Raw genomic sequence first — 20,605 nt, forward strand, 5'->3', positions numbered from 1 at the left:
TAGGTATTGTAGTGCTGGTGCTGTGGTGTGGCTTGATTGCTATTTTTGCTTGTTACGCCATGATTGCCATAGGCTTTTATGCTGGACTTTGGGGGTTTTTAGGGTCATGGTATTTGAAAGAATGTCATGTACTGCCAGTCCACGAGAGTTGAGCAAACAAAAAAGATAGTTAAACAAAAACCCCAAAAACGCACTGACTAGCACCGCAAGTCTTGCACCGTGTAGCATGCCACCGATGGTTGCACACAGTAGGGGCAGGAGGCAGGCACTGATGATACGACGTGTGCTTTGTCCCCACGAAAGTAGATTGCCAAAGCTGTCTACGGTCTTTAATCGCCATGTCTGCATGCCTAGCGTTTGCCCTGATTTTCGCCAAAAAAGCCCATAAAACCCAATCAGTGTCAAAACAAACAGCGGTGTCATTACGCCATTTTGGTACCACTGGGGGAGCTGTTTGGCATCGGCAGAATCTGTCCCCACCTCCATAAATAACAGCGTACCGACGACCGCACCGATTGCCCCCACCAAAAATAACATCGCCAAAATCAGCATACCATCGTACAAAATCGCCATCACTCGCACAAAGGGGTGGGCGATGATGAGGGTTTCATCAGGGGTGATTTTGGGGGTGGGGGTGGGTTTTTTGGATTCTTGTTTTGTCATGAGAGTTTGGGGCGTTAGATGGAAAAAGATGAACCGCAACCGCAGGTGGTAACAGCGTTTGGATTGTCCACCACAAAACGAGAACCCTCCAAGCCTTCTACGTAGTCGATGGTTGAGCCGTGTAGATACTGATAGCTTAGGCTGTCCACCACCAAGGTGGCATTGCCGTTATCAAATGTGGCATCATCATCGTCTAATTCATCGGCAAAATCAAAGCCATAGGAAAATCCCGAGCAGCCCCCACCTGTCACATAGATGCGGAGCATGAGCGTTTGGTTGCCCTCTGCGTCTTTTAGCTTTTGCAGTTTTTTGGCGGCATTGTCGGTTAGGGTCATGGCGTTTTGCATGGCGTTCTCTTTTTGGTATTTTTAAAATTATTGACGGATAATTATACCATAATAAGCCCAAATTTTAGCGATACAAGGTATAATAGTCATTTTTTTAGATGTTAAACCTGCCATGATAGAACTAAAAAATGTCGCCATTCGCCGAGACGGTCGGCTTTTGTTTAGCGAAGTTAGCCTACAACTTCATCAAGGTCAAACCATCGGCTTGACAGGCAACAACGGCACAGGCAAATCCACGCTATTTGCCACCTTGCTTGGCGACTATGGCACAGATGTCGGCTCGATTGACATGCCAAAAAACTGGCAAATCGCCCACATGGCACAAGAAGTGGAAGCCACCGACATGACCGCCCTAGATTATGTGCTATCAGGCGATGAGGAATGGTATGAGCTAAATGCCAAACTTACAAACCAAACTAACCTCGCCCAAGCTGACATCGCCCCCCTATACCAACGCTTTGATGAGATAGACGGCTACCGCACCCCGTCCAAAGCAGGGCAAATCCTATCAGGGCTTGGCTTTGGTGAGCATGAACATGGCAGGCAGGTGCGTGAGTTCTCAGGTGGCTGGCGTATGCGATTAAACCTAGCTCGCACGCTCATGCACCGAGCGGACGTACTGCTCCTTGATGAGCCGACCAACCATTTGGATTTGGATGCGATTTTATGGCTCGAAGATTGGCTTGGTAAATTTGGCGGTCTCATCATCGTCATCAGCCACGACCAAGCCTTTATGGATACCATTTGTACGCACATCGCCCACATCGAACACGGCACAATCACCCTTTATACAGGCAATTATAGCCAGTTTATCCGCACGCGTGCCGAACGCTTAGCCCAACAAGCCCAAGCCTTTGAACGCCAAGAAGCGATTAAGGCTCACCTTGAAAACTTCATTCGCCGTTTTGGGGCAAAAGCCACCAAAGCCAAACAAGCCCAAAGCCGTGTCAAACAGCTTGCTAACATGACCGACATCGCCCCTGTCATGGCAGACAGCGAATTTACCTTTAAATTTTATCCACCCAACTGCATCTCATCACCGCTCATCAGCCTAGATAATGCGTCTATCGGCTATGATAAGCCCTTGATAAATAAGGTCAATTTACAAGTCACGCCCGACACACGACTTGGCGTACTTGGGGCAAATGGGGCAGGCAAATCCACACTCATCAAGGCACTCGTTGGCGAGTTGCCACTCATCGCTGGCACGCACAAAGTCTCCGACAACCTAAAACTGGGCTATTTTAACCAGCACCAAATGGATGCATTGGACGAATCTGCCACCCCGCTCATTTTACTTCGGCGACTGGCTGGCACGACATCGGATGCCGAGTTGCGGTCGTTTTTAGGCAGTTTTAATTTTCGTGGCGATAAAATTGACACGCCCTGTCGTCTGTTTTCTGGTGGCGAAAAAGCACGGCTGACACTCGCTCTCATCGTCTGGGAACGCCCCAACGTGCTGGTACTGGACGAGCCGACCAACCACCTTGACCTATCCATGCGAAACGCCCTTATGCTCGCCCTGCAAAACTTTGAGGGGGCGTTGATTTTGGTGTCGCACGATAGGGATTTGGTGATGAACGTCTGCGACAATCTCATGTTGGTGGCGGGCGGACGGGCGGACGAATTTACGGGCGACATGGCGGACTATGCCGAGCATTTGCGTCAGGCTCGCCTTGCCAAAGTCGCCCAAAATAAGGCAGAAATCAAAGAGACCAAAGCCGACACTACCACAACCGTCAGCGACAAACCTACCCTATCCAAAGAAGAAATTCGCAAAAAAAATGCCGAAAACCGCCAAAAAACCGCCCCACTTCGTAAAGAGATTGAAAAACTAGAAAAAGAGCTCGACAAACTAACAAATGAGCTTGGCGAGATTGAACACGCCTTATCCGACCAAAGTCTCTACGATGATGACAATAAGGATAAATTGTTAAGCCTACTTGCCAAACAAAGCGAATGGCAAAAACAAGTGGCAGACATCGAAGAGACTTTACTTCTAAAAATGGACGAACTTGAAACGTTGGAGAATGCTTTGTCGTGAAAAAACAGCCCCCCAAACACGATTATTATGCCATTTTAGGCGTGCCAAAATCCGCCAGCACGGACGACATCAAGCACGCCTACCGCCAGCTTGCCAAACGCCACCACCCCGACCGTGCAGGCGAAGGCGGACAAATCGTGCTAATAAACGAAGCCTACGCCACCCTAAAAGACCCCAAAAAACGCGCTGAATATGACGTGTATCATGCCGTCTATTTTAGTGCGGTGGGCAAACTGACCCAAAAAATCAACCAAGAACTCCAAAAATCGCCCACCGTCATGGCAAATTTGCAAAAATTTGACATCAAAGCCAAACAATTTGCCCATTTTGCCGAAAAGCGTATGCACGAATTGCACAAAGACTGGCAGGCCGATAAGGGCATTTTTAAAAACGCCAAAACCCTATTTGCCAAAGCCCAAACCATCATCGCCCAAACTGCCAAAGAAGCGAGCAGACCCCCAAAAGACACCTTCCCCACGCTCGTCATCAGTAGGGAGCTTAGTCAGCAGGGCGGACAAATCACCTTTACTCATCAAGGTCGCACCGTTCGCACCACGCTCCCACAGGGACTGACAGACGGCTCACAAATCAAGCTCACGATTGGGGGTGTGGCGGTGTGGTTTGTGATAAAAGTGGAAAAATAAAATCATCAATGTCATACATTGTCACGATTTTGACATTGAAAATTTATCGTAAATATGACAAAATGTACATTTGTACATTATTTTTAGAAAGATTTATGACAACACTCGCCACCGATTTTCGTCCGCCACTTTGGCTCAAAAACCCTCATTTGCAAACCATTTTGCCCCGCTATGTCGTCAAATACACGCCCAATTATACACGCAAACTCATCAAAGACTCGTTAAATGAAAGCGATGTGGCGTTTGATTATCTCTTGACCGATGACGTCAAGGTGGACGGCAAATACCAAAAACCGCTCATCGTGCTATTTCACGGCATGGAAGGGTCGAGCCAGAGCCATTATGCCAAAAATTTAGCAAAAGCGGTCAACGAAGCAGACTGCCATTTTGTTGTGCCACATTTTCGCTCGTGCGGTGGCGTGGCGGTGTCGGGCAAGGTGTTTTACAACGCAGGCGATACCAAAGAACTCCACCACAACCTACAAATACTCGCCCAAGAATTCGCCCACATCTATGCTGTTGGCGTGTCGCTCGGGGGCAATGCCCTTGCCAAATACATGGGCGAATATGGCACAGACGTGATTTGTCAGCGAGCGGTGGTTGTGTCCGCCCCTGTGGATTTGGCAAGCTCATCGATTGCCATGGAGCGACTGCTTGGGCGACACATTTACGCGCCTTATCTGTTAAATCCCATCATCAAAAAAGCCCTAGACAACCGCCTGACCGCTGATGAGATGACCACCCTCAAATCCGCCAAACGCTTGGGCGATTTTGACAATGTCTTTACCGCCCCCCGTCATGGCTTTCGCTCCAAAAACGACTATTATCGCCAGTCGTCCGCTTTACCCTTTTTAATCCACATCAACAAACCCACACTCATCATCACCGCCCAAGATGACCCCTTTTTGGGCTTGACTGCTGAACACTCGGACGTGTCTGATGATGTGCGTTTGCTAGACACCAGATATGGCGGACATATTGGCTTTTTAGATTATGATTATGCCACCAAAAATTTTGACATGGGCTTTGTACCACGTCAAGTGCTTGACTTTTTTGAGCTTAAAAAACACGGCTAATCACTCATGTCATTGGATATTTTCCACCAGCAATGGTGGAAAAATACATTCACAAACCCCAAAAATCACCAACCGTAGGCATGTATCATGCACCATTATTTTATGGTAAATGAACGCCAAAACACCGCAAGCCATCAAGTGTGTACCGCACCATTTGAAACGCCAGTTTCTTGACTGGTACGTGATACACACTTTTGCAGATTTTAAAGTTTATTGATCACAAAACTCCATCACTATAACTTTTTATATTATTTATCATTGATTTATGAGACGACTTTTCTTTTTATCCATCACGATTTTATTGATTGAAATTTTTACTTATGTGGGGGCAAAGGGGCTATTTTGGCTCATCAAACCCTACCTACCCACCGCCAAAAATGCGGTGATGATTGGTATGTTTATCCTCTCTCATCTGTTTTTGGCAACGTTATTTGTGGGCTTGTTTCGTTTTGGCATGGGTTATCTGGCGGTGCTGTGGCTTGGTATGCTTGCCATCATCATCACGCTTGCCATCATTGGCGTGGCACGCTGGGCAGGGGTGGACACCGCCACCAATGGCATGGTGCGACTGTTTGGGGTGGGGGCGTTTGTCAGTCTTGTGGGCTTGTCGGTTTATAATGCTTACACGCCGACCGTGCGTTATTTGTCATTACAGATTGACAAACCCATCAACCCCGTTCGCATTGCTATGGTGAGTGATACTCATCTAGGGAGTTTGGTGGGCGTGCGTCAGCTGAACCGCCTGACCGACATTCTTACCCACGAAAAAGCCGACATGCTCATCATGCCGGGGGACATCATGGACGATGATACGCACGCTTATTATGATGAAGGTATGGACGTGGCATTTGCCAAACTTGTCCAATCCACCAATGGCAATCTTTTTGCCAGTCTAGGCAATCATGATTTGTACAAAGAAAACGAACGCTCCGCCATCGTCTCTGCCATTCGTGAAAGTGGGGCGATTTTGCTTGACGACAAAACACACACGTTGACCATCAACGGCACACCCATTACCATCATCGGGCGTTATGATGACCATTATCAAGAACGAAAAGCCACACACGAACTCATGGCGGGCGTAGATACGGATCATTTGACGGTACTACTTGACCACCGCCCAAGTCAGATTGATGAAAATGTCCAACTACCGATTGATTTGCAGGTATCAGGACACACTCACAACGGGCAAGTTTTTCCTGCCAATTTTATCGTCAAAGCCCTAAACCGTGTCGCCTATGGACACGAACAAATCAACGGCACACATGTGGTGGTGTCATCGGGCTATGGCTTTTGGGGCATACCGTTTCGTCTAGGCTCTCAATCAGAGGCGTGGATTATTGATATTATGGGTAATGATATTTTGGATAAATGATGATTAGGAGAGATACATGAGAGCTAAATCCCTAGTTTTTTCATCACTCTCATCAGCTCATCTTTGCCCAAGGCGGTCGCACGGACTTTTTGGGAGGGGTGGACACAGGGTTTTATTAGTCCTCGTGCCACCAGTTCGTCAGCGACACCGCTTTCTGCCAGCTCGCCAAAGCTGATGGGGTTTTGTGGGTCGCCCACCACAAGCATCATGGCAGATATGAGTGTCAATTCAAAATCAAGCTCTGGGCTGACGTTGGGGTTTGGTGTGTCAGATGTAATATTTGGTAATTCGCCTACTGATTTGATGAGTATAAATCGCTCGTTGGCATCGTTGTCGCTTGATTTTTCAATGCGGATTCGATACAGATAGCCATCGCTTTTTAAGTAAAAATAGTCTTTTTCATTCAAATCAAGCGTATTAAAAGCGGTGTCGTTGTCAGCATGAATGCTGTCAAATGCTTGTAATTTTGCCAAATTATCCGTTTTAATGCGACTGATAAAAAATCGCCAATCTGCCATTATCGTGCCAAACACCGACCCAATGTGCGTGGCAAGTTCGCCAAACGACATCGTAGTATCCATATCCACCAAGCGATGTAGCTCGGTAAGGGGCAAAAACGGCTCGGCAAGGGAGATTTTTAGGCGGTAGATGTTCATGATTGAGTTACTCCCAAGTGTAAAATGGGTTAATAATGGGGTTGACAGGTGTTAAGTGGTACAAGCACCACAAAATTATCATTGACAAAACGATGGGTTAAACAATGCTTATCAAGCTCTGCCATAAAAACGGCATGAATGTTTTTGCCATTGTATTGGGTGTTATTTAAATTGCCAAATGAGCGTTTGTGATAGACCATGTTGACACCCAAATGATGTGTCATCCATGTCATGACATCACGATGGGCAAAGGCATTGCTTTGTGGATTATTAGCTTGTTTGTCTGCCAATAAATGCCTTAATCGTTCGTCCTCTTGGTCGCTTGCCTTTGGGTAAGTACAATCCTTCCATGCATCAACATCATTTAATGCATCAACAATCACATAGTCAGGCGTGATTTTATGATAGTTTTGACAACCCACCATAGAGAGGGCGATTAAAAAATCATGAGGCTTTTCATTGATGACACGAGCCGTGATGTTAAAATCTTTTCCGATTGTGTGGTGAGTGTAGGCGGATTTTAACCCAATAAACTGAAAAAGTATGTCATTAACCACTATTTGTGATGTGTCGTCAAACTCTGCTGATAAAGGTCTGCCCATTTGCAAGACATCAAAGCCTTGAAAGCGACCCTCTGGCAATACTTGGGCATAAGCCAATGTACTTAGGCAAAAAATTGTGCCTATTAGGAGTTTTGTTACTATTTTTATGGCATGGTATTGGGTGTTCATATCCGTGTTCAACGCATTTTATTCAATAAATATTCTGTGTGGCTCAAACCAATGATATTTTCAAGCATGTCGCAGTTTTTGGGGTTGTGTGGTTTCCCAAAGCTGGTGCTTTCATGGATTAGCATTGGCATTTGGGGCAAATGTACCATGTGATTTATCGGCGATGTTTGGCGTTTTTACGTCTAACAATCGCCAACGCTCGCCCCAAAGATTGCCACTTGGCTCAACCGTGAGTTGATGAGTGATGATTTTATCTGTACCTGTTTTTCTGTCATAAAACATGGTCATTTGACAATCAAACACCCTTTGTCCATTTGGCATTCTTTGGCATTGATATTGTATGATGTCGCTATGCATGGTGTCATTTGGAATGTCGGTATGGGTCAAAGCACTTTTGGAAATTGCCTTTTCAAGAAATTTGGGGTCAGGGGCAACACCGCCAACCGTTGCTACTTGCCAAACAATCCCCATAACAAATATCATGAACAAAAATCCCACCACGCCGAGCAGGATTTTTGTCTTTTTCATCACGCATCAATGTCCGCATTCAAGGCATTTTCCTCAATAAAGACGCGTCTTGGCTCAACCTCATCGCCCATGAGACAGTTAAATAAGCGGTCAGCCTCAATGGCGTCCTCTATCGTGATTTTGAGCATATGACGAGTTTCAGGATTCATGGTGGTTTCCCAAAGCTGGTCGGCATTCATCTCGCCCAGACCCTTATAACGCTGAATGCCAAGCCCACGACGAGCCTCCGCCATGATTTGTTCCCATAAGTGGTCAAAGTCTTTCACGGCAAAATCCTTACCCCCTCGTCTGATAAAACTATCAGGGGTCAAAATCGTGTTCCAGCTTGTTGAGAGTCTAAGCAGTCTGGCATATTCGCCAGACGCGACAAATAAGGGGTCAAGCGTATGATATTGAGGCAGTTGGTGGATAAATAGGGTAATTTTTGGTAAAAAGACTTCGCTTGCCTCATCGCCCCCCAATGGCTCTAAGCTCACTTTGGGGTTTAGGTTGCCTGCTTTGTCGTCCAGCACCTGCTGTAACTGCTCCGCCCACGCCGTAAGTGCCGCTTTGTTTTTTAGGGTATCGCCATCTAGCTTGGGTACAAAGGTTAGGGCATCAATCAGCACACTTGGGTATTTTTGGCTAAGGCGATTTTTGGTGGTTTGGGCTTGGTTATAATCATTTAATAGCCTTTCTAAGGCAAGCCCACTAATGGCAGGCGTGTCCTTATCCAAAAATAATTGATTGTCATCAATGGTAGACGACAGTAGATAAGATTTTAGGGCGTCATCGTCTTTTAGGTAGAGTTCTTGTTTGCCCTTTTTGATTTTATAAAGTGGGGGTTGGGCGATATAAATATGCCCTCGTTCGATGAGTTCTGGTGTTTGACGGAAAAAGAAAGTTAGTAGAAGCGTGCGAATGTGCGAGCCGTCCACGTCAGCGTCCGTCATGATGATGATTTTGTGGTAGCGGAGCTTGTCAGGGTTGTACTCGTCCTTACCGATACCAGTTCCCAAAGCGGTGATGAGTGTGCCCACTTCGGCTGATGAGAGCATTTTGTCAAATCTGGCTCGCTCCACATTTAGGATTTTACCTTTTAATGGCAAGATGGCTTGGGTTTTACGGCTACGCCCCTGCTTGGCAGAGCCACCTGCCGAGTCGCCCTCCACCAGATACAGCTCGGATAAGGCAGGGTCTTTTTCTTGGCAGTCTGCCAATTTACCAGGTAGTCCTGCGATGTCGAGCGTGGTTTTACGGCGGGTCATCTCTCTTGCTTTACGAGCAGCCTCACGAGCACGGGCAGCGTCTAGGATTTTGCCGGCAATGGCTTTGGCGGACGCTGGATTTTCGAGTAAAAACTCAGAGAGTTTGGCGTGCATGACCGTCTCAACGGCGGATTTGACTTCGCTGGATACGAGTTTATCTTTGGTTTGTGAGCTAAATTTGGGGTCAGGCACTTTGACCGACACAATCGCCACCAAGCCCTCACGAGCATCATCGCCTGTGACTTGGACTTTTTCTTTTTTGCCAATACCCTCACTCTCCATGTAGTGATTAAGACAGCGAGTCAGTGCCGAGCGAAAGCCCGACAAATGCGTGCCACCATCTCTTTGGGGAATGTTGTTGGTAAAGCACAGCACTTTTTCGTTATAGCTGTCCGACCATTGTAGGGCGACTTCCACACCAATGTTGTCGGTGCCCTGTACATTGGATTGTGCGGTAAAATGAAAAATGTCGTTTAGGGTTTGTTTGCCGTCATTGATGTAGCCGACAAATTCGCCCAAACCGCCTTTATGCTCAAACACAAACTGCTTGCCGTCTCGCTCATCGGTCAGCACAATGCGTACACCAGAGTTTAAAAAAGACAATTCTCTTAGGCGTTTGGCTAAAATATCACAATCAAAAATCGTCCCACTAAAAATCTCCGCACTCGGATAAAAACGCACTTGCGTGCCTTTTTTGGTGGTGGGTTCGAGTTGTTTTAGGGGGAAATCAGGCACGCCGTCCGTGTAGTCTTGGGTGTGGGCAAAGCCGTCTCGCCAGATGTTGAGTGTCAGCTTGGACGATAGGGCATTGACCACCGACACGCCCACGCCATGCAGACCGCCAGAGACCTTGTAGTTATTGTCGTCAAATTTACCGCCAGCGTGTAGCACCGTCATGATGACCTCCGCCGCCGATACGCCTTCCTCTGGATGAATGTCCACAGGAATGCCTCGTCCGTTATCCGCCACCGACACACTCTCGTCCGCATGAATGGTTACAAGTACCTCATCACAGTAGCCAGCGAGTGCCTCGTCAATGGCGTTATCCACCACCTCAAACACCATGTGATGTAGTCCCGAACCATCATCGGTATCGCCAATGTACATCCCCGGACGCACTCGCACCGCTTCAAGTCCACGAAGCACTCGCACGCTACTGGCATTATATTCGCTCGCTGAAATCTCACTCATAACTTAATTCTCTTAAAAATAGGGGTGGCTAAAATATTAAAAAATCAACCAAAATTGCGGATTATTATAGCATTTTTTGGGCAAAAAAGCACGGTAAAATGGTGGCGACAACCGCCAAAATAGGCGGTATGTTTCACGTGGAACAATTTGGGTTTGGATAGAAAATCGGTTTCGTCATTTATTCGTTGGTGTGAGTTATGTTATACTCAAACAGCTTAAAAGTGCCACCAATTCATTTTTGGGCGTAAGGTGCATATTGCAATGGTTTAGACTTTAAACGGTGCGTATTACGCATCTTGCCTTTAAACAAATTTTTATCATGATAAGGACAATTTCAATGAAAACTTTGGGTATTTTGGGTGGTATGTCGCCTGCCAGCACCGCCACTTATTACACTCTGATTAACCAAAAAATCAATGAAGTCAAAGGAGCAAACACCACCGCCCCCATTATCCTATATAGCGTGGATTTTGAAGAGATTGTAAAATGCCAAAAGGCGGACGATTGGCAAGCGTCAGGGCAGATTTTGGCGGACATGGCGGTCAAACTCCAAAGCATTGGGGCGGACGGGATTTTGCTTGCCACCAACACCATGCACAAGAACGCCCCCGAGATTTTGGCGAGTATTTCTGTACCATTTTTACACATTGTCGATGCCACCGCCCACGCCATTAAAGCCCAAAACATTGACAAAGTGGCGTTGCTTGGCACGCAGTTTGTCATGGAGCAAGATTTTTATAAAGACGGTTTGGCAAGTTTTGGCATTGAGACCATCATGCCAAACCCCGATGAGAGAGCCGACATTCATCGCATTATTTTTGATGAGTTGTGTGTTGGTCAAATTTGTAAAAATTCCAAAGAGCGTTATTTGCAAATCATTGCCGAATTAAAATCACAAGGGGCGAAAGGGGTGATTTTGGGTTGTACGGAGATTGGACTGCTTATCAATCAAGAGGATTTGGACATGCCTGTTTTTGATACTGCTAGGTTGCATGCTGATATGGCGGTGGATTTTATTTTGGGGGCGTGATTTTGTTGGTGTGCTGTTTTGGGTGTGATGTTATAATAAGACAAGCCAATCAAGAAATAATTAAATGATAAGCATTTATCCATCATCAACACTCATCGAGCGTTGGTTGTTTTTATATATATTGAATGATAAATGTGTGATATTAAAGGAGTTGAGATGTCGATTATGATGTCTATAAAAAACTTGGTGGTGGTGTGTTTGTCGCTTCATTTGTTTGCCTGTGCAACCTATCCTGCTACATCGCCACGACCGACGCATTGGGCAAATGTCATCAAATCAGATGCCAATTTTTATGAGGTTGACGATGGGGTCTATCGCAGTGAAATGCCCATCGCCGATGATGTGCCTATGATGGTCAGCAAAAACATCAAAACCGTGATTAACCTACAATACAAAAACCAAGATAAAGATGCACAGATTTTTGATGAGTCTATTACGCTCATCAATGAGCCTATTTTGACATGGCAAGCACGCCCCGCCCAAATCGCACGTGCCTTATACGCCATTGAGCAGGGCAAACAACAAGGTAGTGTGTTGGTGCATTGTTATCATGGGGCTGACCGCACAGGGGTGGTTATCGCCATGTATCGTGTGATTTATCAAGGTTGGGATATTGAAATGGCGCGAGACGAGATGAAGCATGGTGGTTATGGTTTTCATAAGATTTGGAAAAACCTAGATAACATGCTAAGTCCACTTGGGGTCATGCAGGTGCAAGCAGAACTCGACAAGCTAAAATCCACCCAAGAGCCTATTTAAGCCTTACAAAATCCATCAAATTCTCAACGCTGATTTTTGCTGTAAAGACTTCTCCATGCTCATTATAAATGGCAGGGGTCGCCATGATGGTTAATGGGCGAGCAAGAGCGATATTTTTAGAAATCAGACTGTCTTTATCTTGGCAGGATTGTGTGGCATTAAGCCCTTTCATGGCAAGATTTAGTAGGTTGGCACGCTTGGCGTTATCTTGCTGACACCAAATTTGGGTCATGGGTATAAATGACTCATCATACACAGGATAGCCGATGGTCTTAATGGTAATACCTTTGGCGTTGAGTTCTGGAATTTTTTGGTGTAGTATGCGGCAGTATGGGCAATGAATGTCTGTGGCGACATACAGCACCGCTCTTTGCGTTTTTGCAGGGTACATGGTAAGTGTGGCTTCATCAAGCATGCTTAGAGTGTGCTTGTTTTTATTGATTTCAAATTCATCATCAAGCCCCACCAATTTACCATGTTCTATCACGCCAATGTCTGCACCGATGACATATTGTCCGTCGCTACTTATCAAAAACGGTGTACCATTATTTGCTACCGCCCATAACAACCCTTCAATACTGGTGTAAAAAAATACCGTGTCCAAGTCAATGCTTTCAAAAGCACGTAGGTTGGCGTATAGTGCCTTTTGGTGGTCTGGGTCTATGGGCGTGCCACTGATGTGTTTGGCTGGTGATGTTTTGGCTGGAGAAACGAAACTGGGGTTGGTCTCTGGCATACCATTGATAATATAACGAGCGTCGGGTGTTACCAAAAATGCCTCACCGCTACCCAAACTTACCTCCAACAGCCCATCAATTTGTGAATTTGTGATGGTGTGTACTGATGAGGTTAGACCGATGTGTTTTAGGGTGTTTTTGATGTGCCAAGTGGTGTCTTGGCTGATGGCTTGGGGGGTTGTGGTATTGGTTGCCAAAACACCAAGAGGTAAAAGTGCAATAAATAAACCCAAAAAAATTTTTTTCATGAATGAGACCAAATGATGAGATTTTTACTTGACTGATTATAGCATAAATTCATTTTTTAAGAAAAACTGTTAAATTTTAGTAAGTTGTAAAAAAAATCACACAAAATCCAAAAATCTATTGCAATTTTTTAAAATATTGCTATAATAACCGACCACAGCTTTTGACATTTGTCAATAAACACGGTGACGTGGGTGAGTGGCTGAAACCACATCCCTGCTAAGGATGCATACGGGAAACTGTATCGAGGGTTCGAATCCCTCCGTCACCGCCATTTAAAAAATTTTCAAAAGTTGCTTGACAAGGTGGTTTTTTGCTGTATAATACGCCACCAAGACTGGTTGATAAGTCTAAATTGCACCCGTAGCTCAGTTGGATAGAGCACTTGGCTACGAACTAAGGGGTCGGGAGTTCGAATCTCTCCGGGTGCGCCACATTAAGAAAACCAAAACTGAGAAGTTTTGGTTTTTTTCGTTTGTGGGTATTCAGGTTGAGTTTGGGTTAAGATAAGCTAAGGGCGTTTATTTTATGTCTACGCCCCGTCTCAGCATCACTCCAAGTTAAAACTGCTCAATCTCATCTGCCGTCAAAAACCGACATTCGCCCATCTCTAACCCATCAAGCGTGATTGTGCCAATGCTAGCTCGGTGTAGCTCCATCACTTTATTGCCAAAATACGCCATCATTCGCTTCACTTGATGGTATTTACCTTCGGTCAAGGTCAAGGTAGCGTGCGTGTCGTCCGTAAAAGACAATTCGGCAGGGCGGGTTTTTTCAGTTTCGCCTTCTAAAATAATGCCTTTGGCGATTTCTTTTATCATTCGCTCTTGGGTCTCACTATTCACGCTGTCGGCAAGGGTCAGCTCATAGACCTTAGGCTGATGGCGTTTGGGACTGGTAATGCGATGTAGCCACGCCCCGTCATCGGAGAGTAGCAACGCCCCTGTGGTATCCACATCCAGTCGCCCTGCAATGCGTAGGCTTGCAACGGAAGGCACTTCGATGAGGTCAGTAACGATGGGGTATTCTTTGGCTTTGAGCGTGCATTCAAAGCCTTCGGGCTTATAAAGCAAAATATAGCGGTTGCCTGTCGCAACCGATAATAGCTCGCCCGCCCATTCAATCTCATCGGTCGCTTCATTAATATGAAAACTGCCGTCTTTGATGATGTCGCCATTGACCGTGATTTCGCCCCTGTGTAGGATTTTTTTGCAGTCGCTACGGGAAATTTCGGTGGCTTTACTTAAAAATTTGTCTAGTCGCATTATTATTCCTTATAAATTTTATTGACGGCAAGCACCAAACGCCTATCCGCCAAAGACGCAAACCCTACCGATTGATAGAATTTAACCAATTGGTCAGTCTTGGCGTCCACCACTACAAAGGCAATACCGCTGATTTTTGCCAGCTGTATGACATTTTTTAAGGCGTCTTTTAATACTTCTTTTAATAACCCTTGACCTTGAAAGGGTTTGTTTACACCAATTCGCCCAATCAAGATGGCAGGCACTTCGCTAGGATAACCTGCCAACTTACGCTCGTCATTATTGATGTGCATATTGGATAAGGTGTAAAATGCCCCAACGGCGTCATTTTGTGCCAAAATATGCGTAACGCTCATACCCTTTTTGGCATGTTGATTTGCCATTGTTTTTAGGTAGGCGTTGATTGGCTCATTACCGCAATCAAAACTGGTGCGGTTGTGCGTTTTGTTTAGAATTTCAAACATTGCCACGTATCTCCGCCAAAAGCTCTTGTATAATAGGCGGAATAGGGCTGTCTAAATGCTCTTGAATGCGTCTGGCATCTTCGTCTGTCAGCACAATGTTTACACCATCGCTGTTTAAGCCGTGTTTTTCCATTTCAGCAAAAATGTCTGGTTCGCCATAATCGCGGGCGATAAGCTCGGTAGGGCTAATGCCTTGTGATTGGGCTTTGGCAATAATCACTTGTTCAATATGGGGTGGTAAATCCAAAATCATTTTTTCTCTCTTTATTAAGTTTAATGGTTATATCTTAGCACAATTTGCCAATTTTTGCTAAAATAGGCTTTTTGCCACCTTGAACACAAATGACCTACGCCACCTTATCTGCCCCCTGTCAAGCCATTTACGAAATAAAAAAGAGTGAATTTCTTGCCTTTGCTTACCCCATTGACAGCCGTGAACAGTTAATGTTCCACGTGGAACAACTGCGAGCCACCTACCCAGACGCTCGCCATGTTTGCTATGGTTATATCATTGGCGACCCCAACAATACGACTTCGGCAGGCTTTGATGACGATGGCGAGCCCAATGGTACAGCAGGGCGACCCATTTTAAATATCTTACAACATAAAGCCATTGGCAATACGGTGGTGATTGTAGTGCGGTATTTTGGCGGGATAAAGTTGGGGGCGGGTGGGCTGACTCGTGCCTATGCCACCGCCACACAGATGGTAGTAGATGAGATGAGGCTTACGACATTTGTGCCAAAATCGCTTATCCAAGTCGCCACTTCCTTTTCCCATGAGGCTCAAATCCGCTATTTGGTGGGGCAGGTGAGTGGGGGCATCGTCTCGGCAGATTATGGGCAACATGTCATCATGAGTGTGCAGATGGACAGCGAAAAAGTAGAGCAATTTGGGGTGAGTTTGGGCGTGTTTGGGGAGATTGTTAAAAACTAAAATCCGCACCAGTGGTACGGATTTGATGTTGGGGTATTTTATTTTTTCTCTTCACGAACTTTGTCGATTAAAAAATCAACCACTTGGGTAACTTTGGCATCAGAACCTGTTACGACATATTTGCCATGCACCACCACCGCAGGCACGCCAGTCAGTTGGTAGTTTTTTGCCCCTTGTTTTGAGCGTTCAATTTTGGTGCTGACGGCAAAAGAGTCGTAAGCAGCGTTAAATTTGGCTTTATCTACCCCTCTACTGGCATACCAATCCGCTAAGGCCTCTTTGGAGCGGTCGATGGGCTTTTTGTCTTTGTGAATGACATCAAACAATGCTTGGTGGGTTTTTTCTTCATAACCCATGAGCTGTGCAGCATAAAAACCACGAGCCGGCACTTCCCAAACAGGGTTCATGGCAGCAGGCGTGCGGAAAAATGCCACGTCTTTGGCACGAGTTTTTGCCCATGCTTGCATGTGTGGTTCTAAGGCGTAGCAATGCGGACAACCATACCAAAAAAACTCACGCACCACGATGACATCGCCTGCGATTTTTTCGGGTTTGTCAAGCACGCGGTAGTCTTGACCTTCCACAAAATCAGCAGAAAATGCCATGCTTGATAAGCCCATACCTAAGGCTAGTGCGGTAAATTTAAGGGTGTTTTTCATGATAAGTCCTAAAAATAAAAACATCAAATAAATTACTGCATAGTTTAACTTATTTTTATCTAAAATGGGTGATAGTTTTCTTAACCAAGCGTTGTATTATGTAAAATTTTATTAAATCTGCTTAAAAAACCATCATTTTTGTGGTTTTTGTGCTCACGATACCAATCGCCATACCCTAGTCAAAAAGACGTGAAAATGATAAGATAGGCACACGTAAAAAACTGGAAATACCATGAATAGCACAACCAACCACGCTCACACAAATACCACATTTAATAATGCCGACTTTGACGAAATTGGCAAATTCACTCGCCTAGCGGACGAATGGTGGGACAGGCAAGGAGCATTTAAATCCTTGCACGACATCAATCCTTTGCGACTTGACTGGATAGAGGACCAAACGTACGCCTTTTTTGGCTCAAAATTAAATGGCAAAAAAGTCCTTGATGTCGGCTGTGGCGGTGGCATTTTATCGCACTCTATGGCGGTGCGTGGGGCGGACGTACTGGGCGTGGATTTGGGAGCAGAAAACTTACAAGCAGGGCAGATTCATGCCAAGCGTACAGGCATGACCGACAGCCTCGCCTTTCGCTGTGTGGCGATAGAGGAGCTTGCCAAAGAGCAAGCTGGCACTTTTGATGTCGTTACCTGTATGGAAATGCTAGAACACGTTCCAGACCCATCTGCTATCGTGCGAGCGTGTTTTGAGCTGTTAAAACCCAATGGCGTGTTTGTAGCATCCACCATCAACCGCAACCCCAAATCCTACCTATTTGCCATCGTGGGGGCAGAATATGTGCTACGCCTTGTGGATAAAGGCACGCACGATTTTCACAAATTCATCACGCCTGCCGAGCTAGACAGCATGGCGGTGGGGGCAGGGTTTGGGCGTTTTGATATGACAGGCTTGCATTATAATCCTATCACTAAGCGTTTTTGGTTGTCTAATGCCAATGTTGATGTCAATTATATGATGTCTTTTACAAAAGGCGAAAAGCCATGAGCCAGCCCAACATCAAAGCCGTCCTATTTGACCTAGACGGCACACTCATCGACACCGCCCCTGATTTTATCCGCATCATTCGGGTAATGTGTGCCAAACACAACCACCCTTGCCCTACCGACACCGCCATTCGTGAGCAAGTCTCGGCAGGAGCTAGGGCAATGGTGCGACTGATGTTTGGCGATGTGTTGGCAGATGTGGCGGATACAGATGAGCAACTTTTGGCTTATCGTCAGGAGTTTTTGGATTTGTACGAACAAGACATCTGCGTGGATAGCAGACTGTTTGACGGTTTGGATAATTTATTAAAAAACCTTGAAAATCAAGGCATCGCATGGGGCATTGTAACCAACAAGCCTAGATATTTGGCAGAAAATTTACTGGATAAATTAGACCTTGCCAAACGCTGTGCGGTACTCGTCTGCCCCGATGATGTCAAAAACACTAAACCCGACCCCGAACCAATGTTTTTGGCGTGCAATCAGCTTGACATCGACCCCAAACGTGCCATTTATATCGGCGACCACGTCCGAGACATTGAGGCAGGACGGTCGGCAGGCATGACAACTGCCGTGGCAGGGTTTGGCTATATCGTCCCTGACGAAAACCCCAAAGACTGGGGGGCAGATGTGTTGGTGGAGACACCACAAGAGCTTAGTAAATGGCTTATGCAAGCTCTCAATCCATAAAGATAAGCACAACATTAAAAATCACCATAAACCGTAAGGTGCGTAACATGCACCAGTTTGGGACTGGATATTAAATGGTGCGTTGTACGCACTTTACGCCCAAAAAGTTTGTGGCACTTTTACATTGAATGATAGGACAACCCATGCAAAACCACGACCACATTCGTAATTACACCCCCAAAGCCGATTGCTTAAAAGACAAAATCATCTTAGTAACAGGGGCAGGAGACGGCATTGGCAAAGTGGCGACTTATACTTATGCTAAACTTGGGGCAACCGTCCTCATGCTTGGCAAAACCCAAGAAAAGCTCGAAGTCATCTATGACGACATTGAGAGCATGGGACTTGCCACACCTGCCATCTTGCCGATGGATTTAGAAAAGGCGACTTTTGCCCAGATGAACGAGCTTGCCAACCTTATCCAAAAAGAGTTTGGGCGACTGGACGGCGTGCTTCATAATGCAGGGATTTTGGGGGCATTAACCCCACTTGAAATGTACGACCCCATCACCTTTGAGCAGGTCATGCGTGTCAATAGCACGTCCGTTTTTATGCTGACCCAAGCCCTGTTTTCCTTGCTGATGTCATCGCCCAGTGGGTCGGTGGTGTTTACCAGTAGTGGCGTGGCAAAAGTTCGCCCCTTTTGGGGAGCGTACGCCCTATCCAAACAGATGATAGAGGGCATGTGTACGATTTTTACCGAAGAAACCAAAAACCACACCACCCTACGTTTTAACTGCATCAATCCAGGGGCAACTCGCACCAACATGCGTGTTCATGCCTTCCCCGGGGAAAACCCTCAGACCCTAAAAACCCCCGAAGAAATCATGTCGCCTTATGTCTATCTAATGACTGATGAGGCAGTGGGCGTTAAGGGGCAAGTAATAGCATGCCAACCCAAATAATTATTCACAATCACAATACAATGGGGTTGCCCCCATATCAATCCTATGGACTTACTACAAAATTTATTTTTAATCGCTGTTTTGATTTTGGTATCTAGCTTTTTTTCGATTTCTGAAATTGCACTTGCTGGGGCTAGAAAACTCAAACTCAAAAACCTCTCCGAAAACGGCGATGTTCGTGCTGACAAAATCATGCACTTGCAGGAAAATTCTGCCGATTTTTTTGCTACCAGTCAGATTGGTCTAAATGCCGTTGCCATTTTGGGTGGTTCGGTGGGTGAGGGGGCGTTACGTCCTTATTTTGCCATGATTATTCGTCAGTTTTATGACGGACAGTGGACGGATAACATTGCGTTTTTCTTGTCTTTTGCGGTAGTTACCCTGATTTTTATTTTATATGCTGATTTGATTCCTAAGCGTATCGCCATGATTAACCCCGAAAGGGTTGCGTTGGCGGTTATCAATCCCATGCTTTGGGTGATTAAGGTGCTCAAACCCCTTGTTTGGATTATCAATGGCATTGCCAATTTGACCTTTCGTATTTTTAACATCAATATGGTGCGGGAGGAAAGTGTTACCTTTGATGATGTGTCCGCCATCATGGACGCAGGGGCAGAGGCGGGCGTGGTACTCCAACAAGAACAGCATTTTATTGAAAATGTTTTTGAGCTTGAAGAGCGTACTGTGCCATCGTCCATGACCGTGCGTGAGGACGTGGTGTTTTTTGTGTTGGGCGAGTCTGAGGAAAGTATCCGCCAAAAAATCGCTGATTATCCGTATTCTAAATTTTTGGTGTGCAATCAAAACATCGACCAAGTCATCGGCTATGTCGACACCAAAGACATTTTGGTGCGACTGCTGAATAACCAATCCTTTGTCCAGCTCAATGAATCCACCATTCGCAACGTACTCATTATCCCTGACACGCTGACGTTATCGGAGCTACTGGATAAATTTCGTGCCAGCAAAGAAAAATTTGCGGTCGTCATCAACGAATATGCCCTTGTGGTTGGCGTAATTACCTTGTCTGACATCATGATGACGGTGATGGGCGATTGGGTTGCTCCGATTGAGGAGGAACAACAAATCATTCGCCGTGATGAAAATTCATGGTTCATTGACGGCAGTACGCCCATTGATGATGTCAAGCACGCACTTGATGTGGAGGAGTTTGAGGATTGGCACAACTACGAGACATTGGCGGGCTTTATCATGTATCGCCTCCGCAAAATCCCACGCCCTGCTGATTTTGTCATGCATGAAAATTTTAAATTTGAAGTGGTGGATATTGACCATTATAAAATCGACCAAGTGCTTGTAACACGACTGTCTGTCAGTACAGATGAGGCGGACAAAGAATAAAGGGCGTTCATCGCTCTTTTTTTGTGCCAAATACATCATAAAGTGTTA

At 45.8% G+C, this 20,605-nt stretch carries 22 protein-coding genes and 2 tRNA genes; 13 read left to right on the forward strand and 11 right to left on the reverse strand.

What is annotated here, in order from left to right; translation table 11 throughout:
• Window positions 1-39 precede the first annotated feature (39 nt).
• Both Q4B79_RS01255 and erpA read right to left on the reverse strand, forming a co-directional pair.
• Window positions 40-663 (reverse strand): RDD family protein, encoded by a 624-nt coding sequence (locus tag Q4B79_RS01255; RefSeq protein WP_303084610.1) that lies wholly within the window; start codon window positions 661-663, stop codon window positions 40-42.
• Between the two features lie 14 nt (window positions 664-677).
• The gene (gene erpA / locus Q4B79_RS01260; RefSeq protein WP_303084611.1) at window positions 678-1,010 is read right to left on the reverse strand and encodes an iron-sulfur cluster insertion protein ErpA; all 333 of its coding nucleotides are present in this window, start codon (window positions 1,008-1,010) and stop codon (window positions 678-680) included.
• A gap of 112 nt (window positions 1,011-1,122) precedes the next feature.
• Here erpA and Q4B79_RS01265 point away from each other — a divergent pair, with 112 nt between their 5' ends.
• The 4 genes from Q4B79_RS01265 (at window position 1,123) to Q4B79_RS01280 (ending at window position 6,149) form a co-directional block, all read left to right on the forward strand.
• The gene (locus Q4B79_RS01265; RefSeq protein ID WP_303084612.1) at window positions 1,123-3,054 is read left to right on the forward strand and encodes an ABC-F family ATP-binding cassette domain-containing protein; all 1,932 of its coding nucleotides are present in this window, start codon (window positions 1,123-1,125) and stop codon (window positions 3,052-3,054) included.
• Entirely contained in the window at window positions 3,051-3,698 is a 648-nt protein-coding gene (locus Q4B79_RS01270; protein ID WP_303084613.1) for a DnaJ domain-containing protein, read from the forward strand. Before Q4B79_RS01265 ends, Q4B79_RS01270 begins: the two co-directional genes overlap by 4 nt.
• A 95-nt stretch (window positions 3,699-3,793) precedes the next feature.
• Entirely contained in the window at window positions 3,794-4,774 is a 981-nt protein-coding gene (locus Q4B79_RS01275; protein WP_303084614.1) for a YheT family hydrolase, read from the forward strand.
• A 265-nt stretch (window positions 4,775-5,039) separates the two neighbouring features.
• Window positions 5,040-6,149, forward strand: coding sequence for a metallophosphoesterase (locus Q4B79_RS01280; RefSeq protein ID WP_303084615.1), 1,110 nt, complete (start codon window positions 5,040-5,042; stop codon window positions 6,147-6,149).
• A 23-nt stretch (window positions 6,150-6,172) separates the two neighbouring features.
• Here Q4B79_RS01280 and Q4B79_RS01285 read toward each other — a convergent pair whose 3' ends face one another.
• The 4 genes from Q4B79_RS01285 to gyrB form a co-directional block, all read right to left on the reverse strand.
• On the reverse strand, window positions 6,173-6,805 hold the full coding sequence (locus Q4B79_RS01285) for a hypothetical protein (protein ID WP_303084616.1): 633 nt from the start codon (window positions 6,803-6,805) through the stop codon (window positions 6,173-6,175).
• 29 nt (window positions 6,806-6,834) lie between these two features.
• A complete protein-coding gene (locus Q4B79_RS01290) occupies window positions 6,835-7,536 on the reverse strand; it encodes a hypothetical protein (RefSeq protein WP_303084617.1) in 702 nt (233 codons plus the stop codon).
• Window positions 7,537-7,647: 111 nt separating this feature from the next.
• Window positions 7,648-8,064, reverse strand: a complete 417-nt coding sequence (locus tag Q4B79_RS01295; protein ID WP_303084618.1) for a hypothetical protein — start codon at window positions 8,062-8,064, stop codon at window positions 7,648-7,650.
• Window positions 8,064-10,502, reverse strand: coding sequence for a DNA topoisomerase (ATP-hydrolyzing) subunit B (gene gyrB, locus Q4B79_RS01300; protein WP_303084619.1), 2,439 nt, complete (start codon window positions 10,500-10,502; stop codon window positions 8,064-8,066). Before gyrB ends, Q4B79_RS01295 begins: the two co-directional genes overlap by 1 nt.
• Before the next feature lie 337 nt (window positions 10,503-10,839).
• Here gyrB and Q4B79_RS01305 point away from each other — a divergent pair, with 337 nt between their 5' ends.
• Complete coding sequence (locus tag Q4B79_RS01305) at window positions 10,840-11,532, forward strand: aspartate/glutamate racemase family protein (RefSeq protein WP_303084620.1); 693 nt, start codon at window positions 10,840-10,842, stop codon at window positions 11,530-11,532.
• 156 nt (window positions 11,533-11,688) lie between these two features.
• Complete coding sequence (locus tag Q4B79_RS01310) at window positions 11,689-12,291, forward strand: dual specificity protein phosphatase family protein (protein ID WP_303084621.1); 603 nt, start codon at window positions 11,689-11,691, stop codon at window positions 12,289-12,291.
• Here the strand turns inward: Q4B79_RS01310 and Q4B79_RS01315 are convergent.
• Complete coding sequence (locus Q4B79_RS01315; protein WP_303084622.1) at window positions 12,284-13,276, reverse strand: thioredoxin fold domain-containing protein; 993 nt, start codon at window positions 13,274-13,276, stop codon at window positions 12,284-12,286. The genes Q4B79_RS01310 and Q4B79_RS01315 overlap by 8 nt on opposite strands.
• 182 nt (window positions 13,277-13,458) lie before the next feature.
• On the opposite strand from Q4B79_RS01315, the gene Q4B79_RS01320 reads away from it, so the two are divergent.
• Window positions 13,459-13,548 (forward strand) — tRNA-Ser (locus Q4B79_RS01320).
• An 83-nt stretch (window positions 13,549-13,631) separates the two neighbouring features.
• Window positions 13,632-13,708 (forward strand) — tRNA-Arg (locus Q4B79_RS01325).
• Window positions 13,709-13,834: 126 nt separating this feature from the next.
• Here the strand turns inward: Q4B79_RS01325 and Q4B79_RS01330 are convergent.
• From Q4B79_RS01330 to Q4B79_RS01340, 3 genes are read right to left on the reverse strand one after another with little or no spacing between them, the layout of a single operon-like run.
• Window positions 13,835-14,539: a pseudouridine synthase gene (locus Q4B79_RS01330; RefSeq protein WP_303084623.1), complete on the reverse strand. Its 705-nt coding sequence runs from the start codon at window positions 14,537-14,539 to the stop codon at window positions 13,835-13,837.
• A 2-nt stretch (window positions 14,540-14,541) separates the two neighbouring features.
• Window positions 14,542-15,003, reverse strand: a complete 462-nt coding sequence (locus tag Q4B79_RS01335) for a GNAT family N-acetyltransferase (RefSeq protein WP_303084624.1) — start codon at window positions 15,001-15,003, stop codon at window positions 14,542-14,544.
• A complete protein-coding gene (locus Q4B79_RS01340; protein WP_303084625.1) occupies window positions 14,996-15,256 on the reverse strand; it encodes a hypothetical protein in 261 nt (86 codons plus the stop codon). The genes Q4B79_RS01335 and Q4B79_RS01340 overlap by 8 nt, the downstream gene beginning before the upstream one ends.
• Window positions 15,257-15,345: 89 nt before the next feature.
• Between Q4B79_RS01340 and Q4B79_RS01345 the strand changes: the two genes are divergently transcribed.
• Complete coding sequence (locus Q4B79_RS01345; RefSeq protein ID WP_303084626.1) at window positions 15,346-15,939, forward strand: YigZ family protein; 594 nt, start codon at window positions 15,346-15,348, stop codon at window positions 15,937-15,939.
• Between the two features lie 38 nt (window positions 15,940-15,977).
• Here Q4B79_RS01345 and Q4B79_RS01350 read toward each other — a convergent pair whose 3' ends face one another.
• Window positions 15,978-16,598, reverse strand: coding sequence for a thiol:disulfide interchange protein DsbA/DsbL (locus Q4B79_RS01350; RefSeq protein ID WP_303084627.1), 621 nt, complete (start codon window positions 16,596-16,598; stop codon window positions 15,978-15,980).
• Between the two features lie 232 nt (window positions 16,599-16,830).
• Here Q4B79_RS01350 and ubiG point away from each other — a divergent pair, with 232 nt between their 5' ends.
• From ubiG to Q4B79_RS01370, 4 genes are all read left to right on the forward strand, one after another.
• Entirely contained in the window at window positions 16,831-17,601 is a 771-nt protein-coding gene (ubiG, locus tag Q4B79_RS01355) for a bifunctional 2-polyprenyl-6-hydroxyphenol methylase/3-demethylubiquinol 3-O-methyltransferase UbiG (RefSeq protein ID WP_303084628.1), read from the forward strand.
• The gene (locus Q4B79_RS01360; RefSeq protein WP_303084629.1) at window positions 17,598-18,290 is read left to right on the forward strand and encodes an HAD family hydrolase; all 693 of its coding nucleotides are present in this window, start codon (window positions 17,598-17,600) and stop codon (window positions 18,288-18,290) included. The genes ubiG and Q4B79_RS01360 overlap by 4 nt, the downstream gene beginning before the upstream one ends.
• Window positions 18,291-18,433: 143 nt before the next feature.
• The gene (locus Q4B79_RS01365; protein WP_303084630.1) at window positions 18,434-19,195 is read left to right on the forward strand and encodes a YciK family oxidoreductase; all 762 of its coding nucleotides are present in this window, start codon (window positions 18,434-18,436) and stop codon (window positions 19,193-19,195) included.
• A gap of 45 nt (window positions 19,196-19,240) precedes the next feature.
• Complete coding sequence (locus Q4B79_RS01370; protein ID WP_303084631.1) at window positions 19,241-20,557, forward strand: hemolysin family protein; 1,317 nt, start codon at window positions 19,241-19,243, stop codon at window positions 20,555-20,557.
• Window positions 20,558-20,605 lie beyond the last annotated feature (48 nt).

Source organism: Moraxella sp., assembly GCF_030525845.1.
Classification (GTDB): domain Bacteria; phylum Pseudomonadota; class Gammaproteobacteria; order Pseudomonadales; family Moraxellaceae; genus Moraxella.